Origin of the sequence: Gluconacetobacter diazotrophicus PA1 5 (assembly GCF_000021325.1) — a bacterium.
Classification (GTDB): Bacteria; Pseudomonadota; Alphaproteobacteria; order Acetobacterales; family Acetobacteraceae; genus Gluconacetobacter; species Gluconacetobacter diazotrophicus.
On sequence record NC_011365.1, the window covers coordinates 1778063 to 1795000 of the forward strand.

The 16938-nt window shown below is 58.7% G+C and carries 20 protein-coding genes, 1 tRNA gene and 2 rRNA genes (1 of these 23 running past the window's edge); 4 read left to right on the forward strand and 19 right to left on the reverse strand.

All coding sequences use genetic code 11. The features are described from left to right. Nucleotides 1-107: 107 nt before the first annotated feature. From GDIA_RS07995 to GDIA_RS08045, 16 genes are all read right to left on the reverse strand, one after another. Nucleotides 108-1847, reverse strand: a complete 1740-nt coding sequence (locus GDIA_RS07995; protein ID WP_012222742.1) for a relaxase/mobilization nuclease domain-containing protein — start codon at nt 1845-1847, stop codon at nt 108-110. Further along, complete coding sequence (locus GDIA_RS19120; protein WP_144880576.1) at nt 1844-2041, reverse strand: hypothetical protein; 198 nt, start codon at nt 2039-2041, stop codon at nt 1844-1846. Before GDIA_RS19120 ends, GDIA_RS07995 begins: the two co-directional genes overlap by 4 nt. Before the next feature lie 368 nt (nt 2042-2409). After that, nucleotides 2410-3498 carry an IS110-like element ISGdi15 family transposase gene (locus GDIA_RS08000; protein ID WP_012222184.1) on the reverse strand — a complete coding sequence of 363 codons (1089 nt, stop codon included), beginning with the start codon at nt 3496-3498 and terminating at the stop codon, nt 2410-2412. Between the two features lie 157 nt (nt 3499-3655). Beyond that, nucleotides 3656-4309: a lytic transglycosylase domain-containing protein gene (locus GDIA_RS08005; RefSeq protein ID WP_012553865.1), complete on the reverse strand. Its 654-nt coding sequence runs from the start codon at nt 4307-4309 to the stop codon at nt 3656-3658. Between the two features lie 4 nt (nt 4310-4313). Next, the gene (locus GDIA_RS08010) at nt 4314-4649 is read right to left on the reverse strand and encodes a DUF736 domain-containing protein (protein ID WP_012553866.1); all 336 of its coding nucleotides are present in this window, start codon (nt 4647-4649) and stop codon (nt 4314-4316) included. Further along, entirely contained in the window at nt 4633-5238 is a 606-nt protein-coding gene (locus tag GDIA_RS08015; protein WP_012553867.1) for a S26 family signal peptidase, read from the reverse strand. The genes GDIA_RS08010 and GDIA_RS08015 overlap by 17 nt, the downstream gene beginning before the upstream one ends. Next, nucleotides 5235-5750, reverse strand: coding sequence for a DUF2840 domain-containing protein (locus GDIA_RS08020; protein WP_012553868.1), 516 nt, complete (start codon nt 5748-5750; stop codon nt 5235-5237). Before GDIA_RS08020 ends, GDIA_RS08015 begins: the two co-directional genes overlap by 4 nt. Next, nucleotides 5747-6865 carry a replication initiator protein A gene (locus GDIA_RS08025; RefSeq protein WP_012553869.1) on the reverse strand — a complete coding sequence of 373 codons (1119 nt, stop codon included), beginning with the start codon at nt 6863-6865 and terminating at the stop codon, nt 5747-5749. Before GDIA_RS08025 ends, GDIA_RS08020 begins: the two co-directional genes overlap by 4 nt. Beyond that, nucleotides 6866-7135 (reverse strand): helix-turn-helix transcriptional regulator, encoded by a 270-nt coding sequence (locus GDIA_RS08030; protein ID WP_012553870.1) that lies wholly within the window; start codon nt 7133-7135, stop codon nt 6866-6868. It lies immediately after the preceding gene. Nucleotides 7136-7546: 411 nt separating this feature from the next. Further along, the gene (locus GDIA_RS19125; RefSeq protein WP_012553871.1) at nt 7547-8251 is read right to left on the reverse strand and encodes a hypothetical protein; all 705 of its coding nucleotides are present in this window, start codon (nt 8249-8251) and stop codon (nt 7547-7549) included. Then, on the reverse strand, nt 8244-8666 hold the full coding sequence (locus GDIA_RS19130) for a hypothetical protein (protein WP_144880455.1): 423 nt from the start codon (nt 8664-8666) through the stop codon (nt 8244-8246). Before GDIA_RS19130 ends, GDIA_RS19125 begins: the two co-directional genes overlap by 8 nt. A 34-nt stretch (nt 8667-8700) precedes the next feature. Next, a complete protein-coding gene (locus tag GDIA_RS19135; RefSeq protein WP_144880456.1) occupies nt 8701-9078 on the reverse strand; it encodes a hypothetical protein in 378 nt (125 codons plus the stop codon). 664 nt (nt 9079-9742) lie between these two features. Further along, nucleotides 9743-10294, reverse strand: a complete 552-nt coding sequence (locus tag GDIA_RS08035; RefSeq protein ID WP_081434712.1) for a DUF2285 domain-containing protein — start codon at nt 10292-10294, stop codon at nt 9743-9745. A 1-nt stretch (nt 10295) separates the two neighbouring features. Next, nucleotides 10296-10550: a transcriptional regulator domain-containing protein gene (locus GDIA_RS19890; RefSeq protein WP_081434713.1), complete on the reverse strand. Its 255-nt coding sequence runs from the start codon at nt 10548-10550 to the stop codon at nt 10296-10298. Between the two features lie 303 nt (nt 10551-10853). Further along, the gene (locus GDIA_RS08040; RefSeq protein WP_012553873.1) at nt 10854-11534 is read right to left on the reverse strand and encodes a DNA methyltransferase; all 681 of its coding nucleotides are present in this window, start codon (nt 11532-11534) and stop codon (nt 10854-10856) included. Nucleotides 11535-11737: 203 nt separating this feature from the next. After that, nucleotides 11738-12343, reverse strand: coding sequence for a DUF2726 domain-containing protein (locus GDIA_RS08045; protein ID WP_211205849.1), 606 nt, complete (start codon nt 12341-12343; stop codon nt 11738-11740). A 136-nt stretch (nt 12344-12479) separates the two neighbouring features. On the opposite strand from GDIA_RS08045, the gene GDIA_RS08050 reads away from it, so the two are divergent. The 4 genes from GDIA_RS08050 to GDIA_RS18485 all read left to right on the forward strand — a co-directional run bounded on the left by GDIA_RS08050 (nt 12480) and on the right by GDIA_RS18485 (nt 15215). Next, nucleotides 12480-12692, forward strand: coding sequence for a hypothetical protein (locus GDIA_RS08050; protein WP_012553875.1), 213 nt, complete (start codon nt 12480-12482; stop codon nt 12690-12692). A 101-nt stretch (nt 12693-12793) separates the two neighbouring features. Continuing rightward, nucleotides 12794-13117: a type II toxin-antitoxin system HigB family toxin gene (locus GDIA_RS08055; protein ID WP_012553876.1), complete on the forward strand. Its 324-nt coding sequence runs from the start codon at nt 12794-12796 to the stop codon at nt 13115-13117. Then, nucleotides 13107-13487, forward strand: a complete 381-nt coding sequence (locus GDIA_RS08060) for a helix-turn-helix domain-containing protein (RefSeq protein WP_012553877.1) — start codon at nt 13107-13109, stop codon at nt 13485-13487. The genes GDIA_RS08055 and GDIA_RS08060 overlap by 11 nt, the downstream gene beginning before the upstream one ends. A 30-nt stretch (nt 13488-13517) precedes the next feature. Continuing rightward, nucleotides 13518-15215, forward strand: a complete 1698-nt coding sequence (locus GDIA_RS18485) for a recombinase family protein (RefSeq protein ID WP_012553878.1) — start codon at nt 13518-13520, stop codon at nt 15213-15215. Here GDIA_RS18485 and GDIA_RS08075 read toward each other — a convergent pair. From GDIA_RS08075 to GDIA_RS08085, 3 genes are all read right to left on the reverse strand, one after another. After that, nucleotides 15172-15248, reverse strand: a tRNA-Met gene (locus GDIA_RS08075). The genes GDIA_RS18485 and GDIA_RS08075 overlap by 44 nt on opposite strands. A 33-nt stretch (nt 15249-15281) precedes the next feature. Further along, nucleotides 15282-15397, reverse strand: a 5S ribosomal RNA gene (rrf, locus tag GDIA_RS08080). Between the two features lie 113 nt (nt 15398-15510). Beyond that, nucleotides 15511-16938, reverse strand: a 23S ribosomal RNA gene (locus GDIA_RS08085) (it continues 1313 nt past the right edge of the window).

Consider the following 16938-nt stretch of genomic DNA (forward strand, 5'->3'; position numbering starts at 1 on the left):
CCGACCCAGAACTGGTAGCACGGCTACTGCGCGCTCTGCATTGCGCTGCGTCAACAGTATCATGAAGAACAGGAAGCGCGTGCGAAGAAAAATCAGAGCATCAGACTTTACAGCCCAAGCCCCCGTTTCCGCGCGAACGACCAGTCGATCCCGCCATCGCCGCGCATGATGCCCGACACCTCCCGGCCGCGCTGTTTTTCCAGCGACGGCGACCACGGCACCAACTCGAAGCCCAGCCCGTCGTCGATCATGGCGAACCGGCCCGACGCCAGGTTGAAACGCTGACGGTAGGTGCCGGTAACGGGATCGCCCTCCCCGCTCCTCCGAAACGGCATCCCCGACTTCCCGGCAAGGCTCTGGCCCAGCGTCTTCAACTCCCGCTGGCGCAGTGTGGCGATCAGGTTCCGGGCATAACGGATGCTCCCGCCGTCGCGGCTGGCCAGCTCCTGCTCCATCAGATGATCCGCCCGCTTTTCCATCGCCTCTTTGACATCGGCGCCGAACCCGGTGGACGCCAGAGGGAGAGGCTCCCGTGCGATCACCTGCCGGTCGAGCCAGGTCGAGCCCTCCGCCGTCACCTGCCGCTCCAGCGTGAAATCCGAACGCACGGCCAGCGCGACACGATCACGTCCCTGTTTGTCGGTGAAACGCCGCAATTCCACGATCGAACCGACCGATCCATCGCCAGCGGCTTCGAGGTGCGGCAGGCGGACATGGTGCGTGCGCCCATCAATCCCGTCGATCACCGCATAGGCCGTGCCGCGCAGCTCATCATCAAGGCCACGATCGACCAGCCGACCGATCACGGGATCGGTAGTATCCTCTCCCGCCAGCACCCAGGATGATGCGGCACGGTCGATCTTCTGCTCCGCCAGCCCTCGGTGGATGCGTTTGATGATGTCGTTACGCTCGCTGATCTCCCGAAGCGTCGCCTCCGCGCTCTCGTCCATCCGCCAGCGATCCGGCCCGACCTGATGTGCCAGCCCCATGGTTTCCAGACGGCGAAGACGACCCTGCTTCACCGTCGCGAAGGCGTCCGGTGTTTCGCCCGGTGTGCGCCCGAGATCAATGGCGCCGTCCGCTCCGGCGTCCTTCTGAAGCTGGCGGTCAAGCTGGGTCCAGCGGTCGGCGTTCACCTGCCGCTCGACCGCCTGATGGATGTCGTGATCCGTGCGCGGCCCGAGTTCCAACGTCACGAGATCCTGGGCACGGGCGCGCATCCCCTCGCGGATATAATCACGCGCGATCACCAGCTCAGAGCCATCCTCCGCCACGCCCCGCACGATGACGTGCAGATGGGGATGCGCTGTGTTCCAGTGATCGACGGCGACCCAGTCGAGTTTCGTGCCGAGATCGGACTCCATCTGCCCCATCAGATCCCGTGCGAAAGCCCGCAGGTCCGACATCTCCGGCGCATCCTCTGGCGAGACGATGAAGCGGAAATGATGACGATCACCGTCGCAGCGTTCGGCGAAGTCCGAGGCGCGGATGTCGTCGCTGTCCTTGCCGAACAGGCGCGCATCCTCTTCGTCCCGCGTTACCCCCTCCCGACGCAGGTAACGGAGATGCGCTGCCAGCGGTGTGGCACGCGGGGCATGCCGCACGACGCGGGCCTTGATGACGACGCCCCGCGAGCGGCTGGTCAGCAGGCGATTGGCCGCATGGGCGGCAGCCCAGCCACGGCCGAAACTGGAGCGCCGGCCAGAGGTGATTTTCCCTGCGCGCGAGACCCGGCCACCAGCCCGCTGCACGGACGCCAGCACCTGTGTCACGAAGGGGCGCGCCTGACGGGCACGGGTGGAGCGGATGCGACCAGGCCTGACCCGGAATTCCTCGTCCCTGTTCATGAAAACTGCCCTGCACCGCGCGAAAGATCGCGCCGGATCAAAGAGATGACACTTAGATGCGAGGTGCGGAGTTTCCACGCACCTCGCCACAAGACTTCAAAAATCCCGGAAAACAGCCACCCCAACCGAGCCGCGATGTGCGGCCTTTTATCCAGCCCTCTTAATCGGGCGGGTTTTTTGGTCAAGTTTTTCATTCTTCGTTTTCCTTTAGCTTCCTTTCACGATCACAGTTCTGCTCCTGGACTGGCATCTCGGCCCTGACTGAGGGTTCGTGGCACGCCGTGCACTCTTCCGCGCTCAGCGACGACTGATATGCCGCCCCATCCGTGGATGGGCGGCCGGCCTTTCGTCGTGGCGCATTTTGCCATCGGATTCACGGGGCAGCATCACAGGCACTCGAGCGGAGTCCCACGAGGCGTTCACCTGCGCGTGCTCCAGGCAAGATATCGTGCTTCCCGTCGTCCTCGACTGCACCCTTCCCCATCCGCCTTGGCGGATCTCCCTGTTCAGAACGCCGCGGTCATCCCGACACGCGGCGGAACATTCCTTTGCAGCTGGACACTCACGCGAGCGCCCGCGGCAATTTGCGGTTCTTGCAAGCGATATGACGGGCCCGCTCTTCGGGATCGACGGCCGGACCGCCGTCATAGACCGTTCCGTCGAGCCACATGGCATGCATGATCACGGCCATCTTGCGCGCCACGGCGACCGCCGCCTTGCGATGGCAGGACCGTTTCGCCAGTTCCAGGCCCCAGGTCCGCAGCTTGTCGCGCCCCTTGAAACGCGTCAGCAGGACCGACGCCGCTTCATAGAGGGACCGCCGCACCTCCGGATCGCCGGCCTTGCTGATGCGTCCCTGCACATCGATGCTGGTACCCGACTGCCAGCGCCGCGACGTCAGGCCGAAATACGCCGCGACGTCGCGCGAGCGCCGGAAGCGCGACGGATCGTCGATCGCCGTCATCACGCCAAGCGCGGTCACCGGCCCCACCCCCGGAATGGCCATGAACCGCCGGCACACCTCGTCACCCGCGACGATCCGCACCACCAGCTTGTGCAGCCGGGTATATTCTTCCCAGAGCACGGCCTTCGCCCGCAGCATCGCCTCCATGAGATCGCGGGTCAGCGCGTCCTGCGCCACGGCCTCGCGAACGGCGGTGTCGAAGCGCGCCCGCGAGACCGTGCCCAGGCGGATACCGAACGCCTTGAGCGAATGGCGGATCGTATTCTCGAGATCCATGAATTTGCGCTTGAGCGTGCTGCGCTGGGTCAGGATCAGACGCAGCCGATAGCTTGCTTCGCTCTTGATATGGGCCGTCCGGAACCAGCCGGTGCGCACGATATGCGCGATCCCCAGCGCGTCCGCCTTGTCGGTCTTGTTGCGCTGCGCCGACATCGCCGCCCGCACGTGTTTCGTCTCCAGGCAGACCGCCGGCAGGCCCAGCGCCAGCATCTCCGGATGCAGCCAGGGCGACAGGGAACCTGCCTCGTGACCCATACGGCGCAGGCGCGGCAGGAACGGCTTCACGGCATCCCTGAGCGCAGCCGGGTCCGTGGCCACCGTCGTTTCCAGATGCACGGTGCCCTGCTCGTCCACCACACAGACCGCCGTTTCGTCGATCGACACATCGAGACCGCAAAAGAATTCCATCGCACGCCTCCCGCGCTGCTGTTTCACCGCGGCAACTCTACCTTCTTTCCGGCCCGGGAGACCGCCAATCGACGACGACCGCTCAGGCCCGATTACGGCTGGCACTCCCTCTTCTGCCCTCTTTTCGCCCCTTTACCCCCTGCCCTGCACACTGTCATCATGGCCGCGATCCCATGCCGCCACGCACCATGAACAGACCATCCGATCGCGGCATGATCCCCGACATATCGCGCACAGACGCGACCGTCGTGTTGCGATCTGGCTGCACAATGAAGAGCGGCGCACGGGTCCAGGCAAACCGATCGGCTACCGCAATCATGACGGAAGCACCGCCGCCACCTCCAATGATCGGCGCCACGGCAGCGACATAGGCGCGCGTTTCCGATGGAAGCGGACGCCCTGCCAGAGACGCCTCATAGCGATCGGGACCGGCGTTATAGGCGGCGAGAAAACCCGACGAACCGTAACGGTCATGCAGTTCGCGGAGATAGGCCGCGCCCGCCAGAATGTTGTCGCGCGGGTCGTAGGGATCGCGGCCAAGATGGTGCCGGAGGCGCAGATCCGCCCATGTGCCGGGCATAATCTGCATCAGCCCCATCGCCCCCGCTGATGAAACGACGCCCGGATCACCTGCACTCTCGGCGCCCATGACGGCCCTAATCCAGGTCGCCGGAATGTCGAAACGCCGCGCGGCCTCAGCGATCTCGGCGGCATACGGGACGTCGATTGTCTGCGCCGATACAGCAACTGGCGACATGGACACGAGACATCCCCCTGCTAACAAACACACGATCAGGGTCTGACTGCGCATGACGTCAGTCCCGCCCGTCGCGCCTCTGGGGGCGGCTCCAGTGCAGCGACCAGAGACCGCCATTGCTGCCATCACGGAACAAATTGGCGCGTAACGGTTGCGGCAGAAGCGGATCGTCGATCAGCAGGGCAACGTAATCGCCGGCACGCTCGCCCGTGCGTTTCCAGCCGACACCAATCTCCGGGCCGTCTTCGTCATCGCGATGGATGCGGTAATCCGGGGCGTTGTCGGAATCCGATTTCTCGGCCGGCACGATGACGATCTCATGGGAACCAAGGAAGGTCTGGATGCGTCCGGCAAAGCCGGTCTTGTCGCGCGTGAAACTACCGATCTGCGGCATGGGAAGTCTCCATAGCGATGTTGGGAAAAGACGGCATCGGCCTGTCAGCGAAGAGACCGTGCCAGACGAAATGGCCGTCGCCGCGCGCGTCGGTATAGAGCGGCGTCGCCCGGCCGATCACTGCGGCACGCGGGAGCAGGCCGAAATAGCGGCCGTCCAGGCTGTCTTGAACCGACGGGTTCATGAGGAAAATCTGATCCGGTGCAATGCGGCGGCAGCCCTGCCAGACTGGCAACACTCGACCGCGCCGATCGCGGTCCTGCGCTTCGCCGAGCTTTACGCCATCAACCGTGACAGTGCGCCCGACACGGCAGACCTGTTGCCCAGGCAGCGCCGCCACAGGCTTCAGCAGCGGCACACCCCGCCCAATATAGCCGCGCCGCGCCATGAAATCGGCCAGCGGTTTCGGCGGCCTGACGGCGACCAGATCACCAGCCTTCAGCCCATTCGGCGCTACGAGATCGTACAAACCAAGCGGCGTACTGGCGGAAGCGTTCCAGAGCAACTTCACCGGCACGGGGACGATGGCAGCGACGGCCACGCCCATCGCGGCAAAATATGTCGCCATGACATAACCGAAGCGGGTCATGGCACGATCTCCCGCCGTCTGAGCCAGGCCCGATGACGTGCCATCGTGTAGGCGCGCGGCCGCTCACCGGCGTTCAGCCGATTGCCAACATGCCGCCAGTGATCGGGCGCGACCATGCAGGCGTCGATACCGGCCTCTTCCACCGCATCGATATGACGGAGCACCTGTTGCACCTTCGGCCAGCCCGCGACCCGCAGCAGGATTTCGGCACCGGGCCGGACGAATGGCACGGTCTGGCTGGGTTCGCCCGGTGCCACGGCGCGCAGGATGTCGATGCGCGATGCGATCGTGCCGAAATCATTGGCCGCCCAGCGAACGAAGGCGAAGACGCTGCCGGGACGGAAGAAGAAGATACGGCGGCGTCGGTCGAGGATCTGTTCCTGAGCCTCATGGCCGAACCTGACCCAGTTCTCGACCCGCTTCTCGATGTGGGTCAGTTCGACATGGGTTAATGCGTCGCGTGCGAACGGCAGGGCGTTGCCCCGCGCACGGGCAGTTGTGGTGCTGCTCATGGCCCGTCTCCCGGCATGGGAGAAAGACCACACGCGTGAGGATCAGGCGGCCAGTCAGCGGCACCGGCACCACGGTCGGTATCCGGTCGCCCCAACATCAAAAAGTTAGAGTCTAAGTTAGACTCTAAGTTAAGAGCGCGATTTTGCGTTTCAGGCCAAAGACTTAACTGGGGTTCGTGCGCCTGAAATCCCGATAGTGATGCGCCCGAAGTCCCGATAGTCCCTGCGCCCGAAATCCCGTGTCCATCCACACCGTCATCCACAGGCACTGTGGATAAGTTTAAGGGGCGAATATGCAGCAGGTTCCGCCGCCCCTCGCGTCGGATCGCGAGGCGATAACCGGGAAGCGACTGGCGAGCGGCGATGCGCCGCAGGTCGAGTGCGAAATCGGAAACACGCGCCAGGCTGCCGGATTTTTCGTGGAGATGGGCGATCTCGAACAGCCAGCCCTGTGGCTGATGTCCGGCATGTTTGCGGGCAACGCGGTAAAGCCAGCGTTCGATGCCGCCCGTCAGACGGAAATAGGCCGGATCGATGGTCAGGACCAGCGACCGGTCGATAACGCCACGATAGAACCAGTCCGGCAGAACGCACTCCATGCCTTCGACACGGCCGTCGCGGGTGGTCCGTTCCTCCCATTCGTTGATCCAGGAGAACTGGTGGCGACGCCAATGCTCGCCATTACGGATGGTGGTGCGGATCACCGTCGATTGCAGGCGGGCGAATGCGGCCTTGAGCAGGCGGTATTCCCTTGCGCCCGTGGCACGGCCCACGGCCGTCAGAAGCTGGTACGGGGTGAAGCGCAGGAAGCGGGATGTCCTGAGGCCACCATTCTCGGCCTCGACGATCTGGCTGGCAGCCCAGATCAGCACATCGGCATCCCAGATCGTCGCCATGCCATGCTCTGCCAGGCCATAAATCTCGACCCGCTGGCCCCCGGCCTCGTACAGGATCGGGGCGACCCGCTTTACCTTGGAAAGCGAGAAGAACGGGCGCTCCATCAGGTCGCGCTGGTCGCGGGGGCTAGCATCGCCACCCGCGATCACGAAGGGATCGAGGCGCAGCCGCTCGCTCTCCCGCGCATGTTGGCCACGCGGTGGCATGACGCCGGCCATTCAAAGGGTCGCCTTTTCGGCCGGGGTCAGCGGACGGGCCGGAAAGACACGGCAGGATGTCTCATCGGTGGTAGACCTGCGGACACCATTCTCGACCCAGCCCTGAAGATCTGGGAGAGCGTAAACGATACGGCCACCGATCTTGCGATAGGTCGGGCCGGTACCATAGGTCCGGTGCTTTTCCAGCGTACGGATGGAAATGCCAAGGAAGCGCGCCGCATCGGGCGTGCGCAGGAAACGGGGCGGCAACCCCGTCTTGGGATCGAGCATGATCGGGCCTCCGGTTGGGTTCGGCGGCTGTCGGTCACGACAGCGGGCCATGGCGAACCGTGGTGGAGGATCGGCGGGATGGAGAGTGCCGGAAGCAGATGAGGTGATTCCGGCATTCCACGTCACTTAATCAGGGGCAGGATAGCTTGCATAAGGCATTTCGCTGGCAGGAGGGGTAAAAATGAGTGCAGGACCTTGAAAACATTCGATGGTAGGAAAATTTGCTTTGGTATATCCGGTTAAAAGACGGCGCCAATCGGACTGGTCGTCAAGCGGACATGGCTTCGCTCTCCTAAATTACTGCTTTCTCGCCAAAGTGTACTCCAAATGGTAGAATTAATTCAGAACTTTACGTTGTACGTTACGATTATTTATTACTTTAATTAATAAATGCAGCACGCATATAATATATTATACTTGATACACGCTATACCAATCAGTGTTCCATCCTAAGTTCTGACACAATTCCAAAAGTTCATGCTCGTCATTGATACCATTATTAGTTATAATATTATGCGTTTCTTTGTTTACAATAAGACCATTACCAATCAAACCCGAAAGATGAGGATAAATTGCAACAGATCTTATATGAGAGAATTCGCAGCTTGCAATATCAAGAGGTGATCCATCAAGCTCGTCTATACATGACATCGATATTCTTTGTTGTTTGAGGCGTTGCTTCACTGTCATTAAATGTTCATAAAACTCTGCTCTAGTAATTCTGGCCTTATCGCAATCTCTTATTGCTCTGTAGAACGCTTCTGAGACACGAAGATAGTTTTCACGAGCCAAGCCTCGCGCGCACTGGATATTGACATCCAATATTTCCAGTATAGATGATCCACGAACAAATAAATAATCGCCATCTATATGCTTATTGGAGTCGTCTATTCCACCAATTAAATACCTTGAATTTTGGGGCGTTGTACGTAAAATTGTATGCATATATTGCGAGTTTATCCAAACTCGACCGGAAGAATCAATAATCGCCGCAGAATCCCAAGCATTTTTGATAGAATTTATTGTAGACTGATTCAATAGGTCGTTTTGAATGCGAGGAATACTATAATCGCCAGCCGGAGATGTGAAACTGTATGGAACGATAGGATTAGACATTTCCAATCATTTCCTTATACATTTGTTCCATCTTATTCCAAGCATCCTTAGATTTTGGATGTTTGCAAATATCTTCATGTAAATATTTTGATAATTCTTTTTTCCATTTGGAGGCTATGTCCTTTTTTTTATAATGCAATGGCGTAACCCCCAACTGTTTCTGTCTATTTTTTCCATCTAATTCGACCAAACTATAGATAATCTTATCTGCTTTTGTTTTAAAAAAATCAATTTTTTCATCTTCTGCTTTTGCAGGAAAAATTATTAGTCGATCAATAAGTGTGCGAAGGTCGTTCCAGCTCTTAACATTAATATGAATGCCTCCCCCTAACTCATTCTCAATCATACGACAAACAGTGTCTAGATCACCCAAACCTTCTAGATTGCTTGTATCTACATACTCAGTCATACTCATTTGAACGTGCCCCATACTAGGTCAGCATATTGTTTTATCCACATTTACTTTCTGCGTCCCTGAGATGCTCTTCCGCCACTAAAGGTTTTTTCTCACTATTCGTCTCTACTAAGATATCTTTTTTTTCATCAGCCAAAAGGCTCTCTATCAATCCACCGACAGGAATCGTGAAATCTGGATAGTGTGTTTTCACGGCCTCTTTTGCCCAATTAGGCATCTGATATTGGTGACTCTTGTCATGTGCTGTACCATCGCGATTTAGCGCAAAGAGTTTTGAATCTTTTTGATAAAAATGTAAATGATCCTGAGTGCCAGGAACATGAGCTCGGTGAAAGTAGACAGATTTTCCTTTCCCAATATCTACCGCCTTCTTATCCTCCGTAAGTATACTAGACAATATTATATTAGCCACAACATCTTCTTTGTCTAAGTGAAAATATACTACAGAAATACTTTTGTTGATTTCAAAATCAATTTTCTCTCTTAAAATATCAACCTGAGACTTAAGCTCTATTGCTTTATTGATTTTTTCTTCAATGACACTAAGTTTTTTATCAAGTCGTTCTAATTTTTTTCTTTATCAGTCATTTTTATACCTCAATCAATAAGTTACTCATTTTATAACTCCACGGGAATAACAAATGCATGTTACGCACGAATTTGGTGATTTTAATTCATCTATGTTCGCTATGTAAGAGGTAAAGTAATGTTTCACATATCTACCATGAGGTAGTAAACGGTCACGACATAGCTTCTTGTCCATGGTTATACGCCTTCCCGAGCCATCAAACACGTCGGGTCAATCTGAAAGCTAATAGTGTAGCGTCCCAGCTATCCACATCCCAGCGCAACTGAACCTCGATTTTGTCGTCACTGCGATTGGATTCGTTGCACTGCGATTAGTAACATGCAGGGCATATTTTATTGGAATTTTTTATGAAACATATAAATATCGTATTCTGTTGTTATTTGCAATTCTACCGGCTCTTCACATGAGCATCTTGCCCATTTCCAGTTAAACCTATCAAGGAGGGATGCATCCAAAATAGAGGGCTAATATGAAGGCGAAAAAGCCTTCACCGCGCAATCAAACCTTGGGAATCAGACAGACGAATAGGATAGTACAACAGGTCACGATAGCCACCACGAACATAGTACCGACCGTCGGCAACGAGGCGACGAACTCGATTCTTACGAGGGTCGTTTTCCCAGTCGGCCTTTCTGCCGCGAAACTCGAGCAGGACTTCGGCGAGCTTGCGATAACTCGCACCAGTCGCCCGACCGTCGAACGCCCTGAGCATCAGGATATGCCGATCTCGCGTCTGTTGCGGGAAATCATGCGCCCACCTGCCTTCAGGCCGACCGACCAGCGCGCGCCATAACCGCAGCATGGCCTCCGCTCGAAGTTCCAGCAACTTATCGAGCGGCAGGATCACGACATATGTGGCAGACCCATCCACCGGACGTGTCGGGAGCCAGAACTGATGTGTCGACGCGCCCGCCCGCCAGAAACCATGCCACGCATCATCGTCATCCAGCCGCCCAACAAGGCCCAGTAATTCCTCCAGATTGATCGGCATGACGGCCGGATCATCCACATCAGCAAGAACCTCGCGCAGTTCGATCACGTCAGGCGAGAGTTCCGGTATCCAGAAGACAGGCGTGCGGCCGGCAGGCTGCGCCGGATCGACAGGGAAATCGCAAACCCCATCGTTCGGAGAAGGCTTTCCTGCCCCCTGACTTCGGAACTGGAAGCGTTTTCATTCGCTGGAACGCACGACGATATTCGTCGTCACGTCGAAGATATTCCCAGGCCATGCCGGCGGCAGCTATGTCTTGTGCGTGTTCGTAAGCGGCCGGCGACTGCCAATCTGATATCGGCATCGCGTTACCTTTCCTCTTGCGCCTGCTTCTGGCAGCAGGAACATCAGGATGCGCAATGGGAAGATTTTGTGCAGACTGTGTTTGGAGATATGTCGATCTCGTAACACGATCGCACGATGTTATGGCGTTCGTCCGCGCTGCCAAAATAGTCCGCGAGCCGGGCACGCGCCCGGCGAGCGGCACTTATTTTCCATCTTCCCGTCGCCGATCCGCGAAGTCGGATCGGCGCAAATTTGTACGGACAGACAGACCAAGGAAGAGGGCACCGCAGAACCTAATTGTCGGCCCTGCGGCGTTCCCTCCCTATGCCGCTATTTTCTTCGCCGCGTGCCAGGCCAGTCGCCGGGTCGCCATTGCCGCATGTTCTGCGTCGAGTTCCATCCCCAGCCACTCACGGCCGAGATGCTGCGCCGCCACCAGCGACGAACCCGAACCGCAAAACGGGTCCAGCACCAGACCACCAGCCGGGCAGAACGTATCCACCAGAGGCAGCAGCGCCGCGACGGGCTTTTGCGTCGGATGCAGCCTGTTTCCCGAGTAGGACATGTCGATCACGTCCGGCACCGGCTGATGGGGCCGCATCGCATTTCCCTTCGCCAATAGATAGGCGCTTTCGTGTTCGTAGCGCAGAAAACCCGAAGATGAGGCGTATGACTTGCGAAACACGATATGCCCGACCATGCGGAACCCGGCGGCTTTCCAGGCGTCGGCAAACAGGTCGATCTTATTCCATCCGTAAAAACTGACGGCAAGACCGCCCCATTTCAGGACACGGTGCATCTGATTCACCGCCGGCCGGAGCCAGCGCGCATTATCGTCGTTGCGGACCTTCCGCCCGTCCCTGCCCTGATAATTCACCAGGTAAGGCGGGTCGGTCAGGATGAAATCCACCGAATTGCGCGGCATTGCCCGCATCAGGTCCACGCTGTCGCCATTGAGAATGGTATTGCGGAAATCGGTCGCCGTGATGGTGTTGCCGGTCATGGTCTTTGCCCTTTGTTCCGCGAGGAACAGCCCCCGCTGTTCCTCTGCCTCGCGGCGAGCAGCGGGGTAGCAACGGCAAGGGCGACCGATGGGGAGGGGTTTCTCCCGGTCTGCACGGAGCGTAGCGCAGGAAGATCGGGGACACCCCATCGGACGGCGTCAGCCTGCTGACGCGAACCCTTGCCGGCGCGAGGGCGGAGCCATTAGCCTGTTCTTTTTTCTGTTTCCAGCACTCCTACTTTCTCCGAAAGTGCTGCGAAGATGTCGAGCTTGTCCATCCTCTCGGGAATTGCGAGCAGCGGGATACTTGCCTTCTGCAAGGCCAGACGCTTGACCGCCATGCGAGCGTCAGCGTCGCCGGACAGATCGTGACCGGAACCGTTATACTCGACCACCAGGACCGGATTACCAAAACGATCGATCAGAAGGAAATCGACGCGCTTGCCACTGTAGGACTTGAACGCCCGCTTCTGACGCGGATCATCCGGGGCATAAGGCGTTTTGATGAAGCCACCCATCGCAACTTCGAAGGCGAAACGCCAGTCGGGCTGCATATCCTTGATCCATTCATCGATCGCATAGAGCACACGCACGGCTTCCCGATTGACGGGAGGGACTGCCTTCAGGCTGCATTCATCAATGAACCGCAACTGGTTCTGCGGATCGGACAGGTCATTTTCCTGTCGGTATTGCCGACGCCGTTCGTCTTCCTTCTGCCGAACAGCGGCCTGCTGCGCCAGAGCCTCTTTCGCGCGGCGATCCCGAACGTAGAATCCGACGGCATATCCAATCGCCAGAAGAATGATCATTTTTTCCACGACCGATAAGCCTCCCTTTTCTGCGCGATCACCGCCGATTACCGCATGGGTTGTCGCACGGTCTTCTCAAATCCCCTTGTCCTGGCCTTCATCGTTCCTGTCGCCCCATGACCGGAAGGTGGACAGGATGGCACGCAAAAAAACCGACAGGATCAGGATCGAAGTGTTCGGCCCCACCAGTGAGGCGGAAACAACCGAACAGGCGCTTCACCCGTCCAACGAAGCCGTCCTGTCCCTCGCCCGGCTAATCGGCCGTCAGATGGCCCGCGAGCAGTTCGAGCGTGCACGCGCTCTGGAGCGGAAACAGGCCCGGCAGAACCGATCCGATCCTCTGCGGTAGCCGCCCTTCCCGGCTGCGTTTTCTCCCGGCGAACGACCCTTCGTCGGGCTGTCGTGTATTTTTCTTGTGACCATTATGGTCCCGTGATATAAGGTCAGTCAATGAGGATCATCGCCCGTCGCACGCTGAGAGAGTTCGTCGACAGTCTGGCGGGCCAGAAGGATCAGCCGACCGTCAAGGCGGCGCTGGACGCCTGGTTCGCCGAAGTCGGCAGGGCCGCCTGGACGAGCACCGCCGATGTGAAGCGGCTCTATGCCACGGCCAGCATCGTCAGCGCCGAGCGGATCGTCTTCAATATCAAGGGCAACGCCTATCGCCTGATCGTGGCGGTCGATTTCGAGAAAAGCATCGTCTGGATCAAATGGATCGGCACGCACAAGGCGTATGACAGGATCGACGTGACGGAGGTGGAACATGACGGCTGATCTGAAACCCATCCGCAACGAAGCGGATTACGACGCGGCCCTCGACGAGGTCGGACGCCTGTGGGGCGCGAAGAGCGGCACGCCGGACGGCGATCGTCTCGACGTGTTGGCCACCCTGATCGACGCCTATGAGGCAAAACATCATCCGATCGATCCGCCCGATCCGGTGGAGGCGATCCGCTTCCGCATGGAGCAGCAGGGTCTCACCCGCAAGGATCTGGAACCGATGATCGGCCCGCGCAACCGGGTGGCCGACGTGCTGAACCGCAAGCGCGGTCTGTCGATCGACATGATCCGCCAGTTGCATGACGGCCTCGGCATCTCCGCCGAGGTGCTGATCCGGCCCAGCCGGATGGACAAGGTCGCCTGATAGGAAACACCACCCAAGGAACAACATCCCATGACCCGCGTCGCCCTGTATGCCCGCTACTCGTCCGACAACCAGCGCGACGCCTCGATCGAGGACCAGTTCCGCATCTGCCGCGAACACGCCAAACGCGAGAAGTGGAAGGTCATTGGCGCCTACAAGGACGCGGGCATTTCGGGCGCCAGTATGATCCTGCGTCCCGGCATCCAGACCCTGTTACAGGATGCCCAGGCCGGACGGTTCGACATCGTGCTGGCCGAAGCGCTGGACCGCATCTCGCGCGACCAGGCCGACGTCGCGAACCTGTTCAAGCACCTGAAATTCGCCGGCGTGCCGATCGTCACCCTGGCCGAGGGCGAGATCAGCGAACTGCATGTCGGCCTCAAGGGCACCATGAACGCCCTGTTCTTGAAAGACCTCGCCGCCAAGACCCATCGCGGCCTGCGCGGCCGGGTCGAGGACGGCAAATCCGGCGGTGGGCTGTGCTACGGCTATCGTGTCGTCCGCCAGTTCGACGCCAAAGGCGAACAGATCCGGGGCGACCGCGAGATCGACGCGCATCAGGCGGAGATCGTCCGTCGCATCTTCCGCGACTTCGCCGCTGGTATCGGTCCACGCGCTATCGCCAAAGCCCTGAACGACCAGGCCATCGCCGGCCCTGAGGGCAAGTTGTGGAGCGACACGACCATCCGGGGCCATGTGAAGCGCGGCACCGGCATCATCAACAACGAACTGTATATCGGTCGGCTTGTCTGGAACCGGCAGCGCTATGTGAAAGACCCGTCCACCGGCAAGCGCGTCTCGCGCCTGAACCCGGAATCAGAGTGGGTGATCACAGACGTGCCCGACCTGCGGATCGTCGATGATGCGCTCTGGCAGGCGACCAAGGCTCGTCAGAGCGTCATTGCCGAGAAATACGTCAACGTCACTGAAGCTGTAAGGGCGCATCACAAACGAAACCGGCTCAATAGCACACGTCGCCCGAAATCCCTGCTCTCGGGCCTGCTGTTCTGCGGCCAGTGCGGCGGCCCTTACACGCTGCGAGGTTCCGACCGTTTCGCCTGCTCGTCCCACGTTACAAATGGTTCCTGCACCAACAGCCGGACGATCCCCCGCCTCGATCTGGAACGCCGCGTGCTCTCCGGTCTCAAAGACCGGATGATGGCGCCGGAGATCGCGGCCGAAGCGATGCGCGCCTATGCCGAGGAGACCAATCGTCTCAACCGCGAGCGCCGCTCCAACGCCGACGTCTGGCAGGTGGAACAGGTAAAGGTCGAGAAACAGATCCGGGGTATCATCGAGGCCATCAAGGAGGGGATGTTCCATCCCAGCATGAAGGCGGAGATGGACACGCTCGAAGCCCGCAAGGCCGAACTGGCATCCCTGCTGTCCGACGTTCCTGACGACGTGCCGGACCTGCTGCCGAGTGCCTCGGCGATCTATGCCCGCAAGGTCGGCCGCCTGACCGACGCCCTCAACCGCCCCGAGGAGCGGCTGGAAGCCGCCGAGGCGCTGCGGGCGCTGATCGAGAAGGTCGTGCTGACACCCGGGCCGAACCGGGGTGAGATCGACGCGATGCTGTATGGAGAACTCGGGACGATCCTGAACTGGATCGAGCGGCAAGCCATTGGAAAGGCTGAAAAAAGAAACACTCCCGGAGCGCTGCTCACGGGAGTGTCGGTATCGGTGGTTGCGGGGGCAGGATTTGAACCTGCGGCCTTCAGGTTATGAGCCTGACGAGCTACCGGGCTGCTCCACCCCGCGCTGGTGTGTGTGTTGTGTAGGGTGGACTGGAAGACCTGGCGGCGACCGACTTTCCCGCGTCTTGAGACGCAGTATCATAGGCGCTGGGGCATTTCACGGCCGAGTTCGGGATGGGATCGGGTGGGTCTATCCCCGCCATGGCCACCAGGTCGTCCAGTCCACCCTGTGGGGTGTTATTGGGCGTGTGAGGTTGGTGCGGTGAGAGGTGAGTGTGTTGTGTGGATGATTGCTGTGCATGTGTGTTGCCTGCTGGGCAGGCGGTGTGAGTGAGCCTGTTGGGCGATTAGGACCAGTTAGCTGCACGCATTGCTGCGCTTTCACATCTGGCCTATCGACGTGATGGTCTATCACGGCCCTCGGGGAGACCTGGTTTTGAGGTGGGTTTCTCGCTTAGATGCTTTCAGCGATTATCCCGTCCAGACTTAGCTACCCGGCTGTGCCGCTGGCGCGACAACCGGTGCACCAGAGGTCTGTTCATCCCGGTCCTCTCGTACTAGGGACAAATCCTCTCAAGTCTCCAACACCCACGGCAGATAGGGACCGAACTGTCTCACGACGTTCTAAACCCAGCTCACGTACCACTTTAATCGGCGAACAGCCGAACCCTTGGGACCTGCTCCAGCCCCAGGATGTGATGAGCCGACATCGAGGTGCCAAACCTCCCCGTCGATGTGGACTCTTGGGGGAGATCAGCCTGTTATCCCTAGAGTACCTTTTATCCGTTGAGCGATGGCCCTTCCACGCGGGACCACCGGATCACTATGGCCGACTTTCGTCTCTGATCGAGCTGTCACTCTCACAGTCAGGCGGGCTTATGCCATTGCACTCAACAGTCGATGTCCGACCGACCTGAGCCCACCATCGCGCGCCTCCGTTACACTTTGGGAGGCGACCGCCCCAGTCAAACTGCCCACCATGCAGGGTCCCGGACCAGGCTTACTGGTCTCGGTTAGACATCAGAAACAGTCAGGGTGGTATTTCAAGGATGGCTCCACCGGAACTGGCGCCCCGGGTTCAAAGCCTCCCACCTATCCTACACAGAATGTCTCTGATGCCACTGCAAAGCTGCAGTAAAGGTTCATAGGGTCTTTCCGTCTGACCGCGGGTACCCCGCATCTTCACGGGGAATTCAATTTCGCTGAGCCGATGCTGGAGACAGCGGGGAAGTCGTTACGCCATTCGTGCAGGTCGGAACTTACCCGACAAGGAATTTCGCTACCTTAGGACCGTTATAGTTACGGCCGCCGTTTACCGGGGCTTCAATTCAGTGCTTGCACACCTCCTCTTAACCTTCCGGCACCGGGCAGGCGTCAGGCCGTATACGTCGTCTCTCGACTTCGCACAGCCCTGTGTTTTTACTAAACAGTCGCTACCCCCTGGTCTGTGCCACCCACCGATGGTTGCCCAACGATGGGTCTCGCTTATCCCGAAGTTACGCGAGTAATTTGCCTAGTTCCTTCAGCATCGTTCTCTCAAGCGCCTTGGTATGCTCTACCAGTCCACCTGTGTCGGTTTCGGGTACGGTCTATATGCCAGAGCTATTTCCTGGAATGCGCCAAAAGCCGGATCAATCCGTTAAGACCCGACAACATATTGCATTCGTCACTTCTGGCAGGCCCGGGAATATTCACCCGGTTTCCATCGACTACGGCTTTCGCCCTCGCCTTAGGGGCCGGCTCACCCTGCGCGG

Excerpts from the sequence above, each read along its gene's own strand:
- GDIA_RS08000 (WP_012222184.1), bottom strand. The coding sequence starts at position 3,498 with ATGGAATTCTTTTGCGGTCTCGATGTGTCGATCGACGAAACGGCGGTC.
- GDIA_RS19120 (WP_144880576.1), bottom strand. The coding sequence starts at position 2,041 with ATGAAAAACTTGACCAAAAAACCCGCCCGATTAAGAGGGCTGGATAAA.
- GDIA_RS08015 (WP_012553867.1), bottom strand. The coding sequence starts at position 5,238 with ATGACCCGCTTCGGTTATGTCATGGCGACATATTTTGCCGCGATGGGC.
- GDIA_RS08020 (WP_012553868.1), bottom strand. The coding sequence starts at position 5,750 with ATGAGCAGCACCACAACTGCCCGTGCGCGGGGCAACGCCCTGCCGTTC.
- GDIA_RS19890 (WP_081434713.1), bottom strand. The coding sequence starts at position 10,550 with ATGCCGATATCAGATTGGCAGTCGCCGGCCGCTTACGAACACGCACAA.
- GDIA_RS08030 (WP_012553870.1), bottom strand. The coding sequence starts at position 7,135 with ATGCTCGATCCCAAGACGGGGTTGCCGCCCCGTTTCCTGCGCACGCCC.
- GDIA_RS08010 (WP_012553866.1), bottom strand. The coding sequence starts at position 4,649 with ATGCCGCAGATCGGTAGTTTCACGCGCGACAAGACCGGCTTTGCCGGA.
- GDIA_RS08060 (WP_012553877.1), top strand. The coding sequence starts at position 13,107 with ATGACGGCTGATCTGAAACCCATCCGCAACGAAGCGGATTACGACGCG.
- GDIA_RS08005 (WP_012553865.1), bottom strand. The coding sequence starts at position 4,309 with ATGCGCAGTCAGACCCTGATCGTGTGTTTGTTAGCAGGGGGATGTCTC.
- GDIA_RS08045 (WP_211205849.1), bottom strand. The coding sequence starts at position 12,343 with ATGATCATTCTTCTGGCGATTGGATATGCCGTCGGATTCTACGTTCGG.
- GDIA_RS18485 (WP_012553878.1), top strand. The coding sequence starts at position 13,518 with ATGACCCGCGTCGCCCTGTATGCCCGCTACTCGTCCGACAACCAGCGC.
- GDIA_RS19125 (WP_012553871.1), bottom strand. The coding sequence starts at position 8,251 with ATGTCTAATCCTATCGTTCCATACAGTTTCACATCTCCGGCTGGCGAT.
- GDIA_RS08055 (WP_012553876.1), top strand. The coding sequence starts at position 12,794 with ATGAGGATCATCGCCCGTCGCACGCTGAGAGAGTTCGTCGACAGTCTG.
- GDIA_RS08050 (WP_012553875.1), top strand. The coding sequence starts at position 12,480 with ATGGCACGCAAAAAAACCGACAGGATCAGGATCGAAGTGTTCGGCCCC.
- GDIA_RS08040 (WP_012553873.1), bottom strand. The coding sequence starts at position 11,534 with ATGACCGGCAACACCATCACGGCGACCGATTTCCGCAATACCATTCTC.
- GDIA_RS07995 (WP_012222742.1), bottom strand. The coding sequence starts at position 1,847 with ATGAACAGGGACGAGGAATTCCGGGTCAGGCCTGGTCGCATCCGCTCC.
- GDIA_RS19130 (WP_144880455.1), bottom strand. The coding sequence starts at position 8,666 with ATGAGTATGACTGAGTATGTAGATACAAGCAATCTAGAAGGTTTGGGT.
- GDIA_RS08025 (WP_012553869.1), bottom strand. The coding sequence starts at position 6,865 with ATGGCCGGCGTCATGCCACCGCGTGGCCAACATGCGCGGGAGAGCGAG.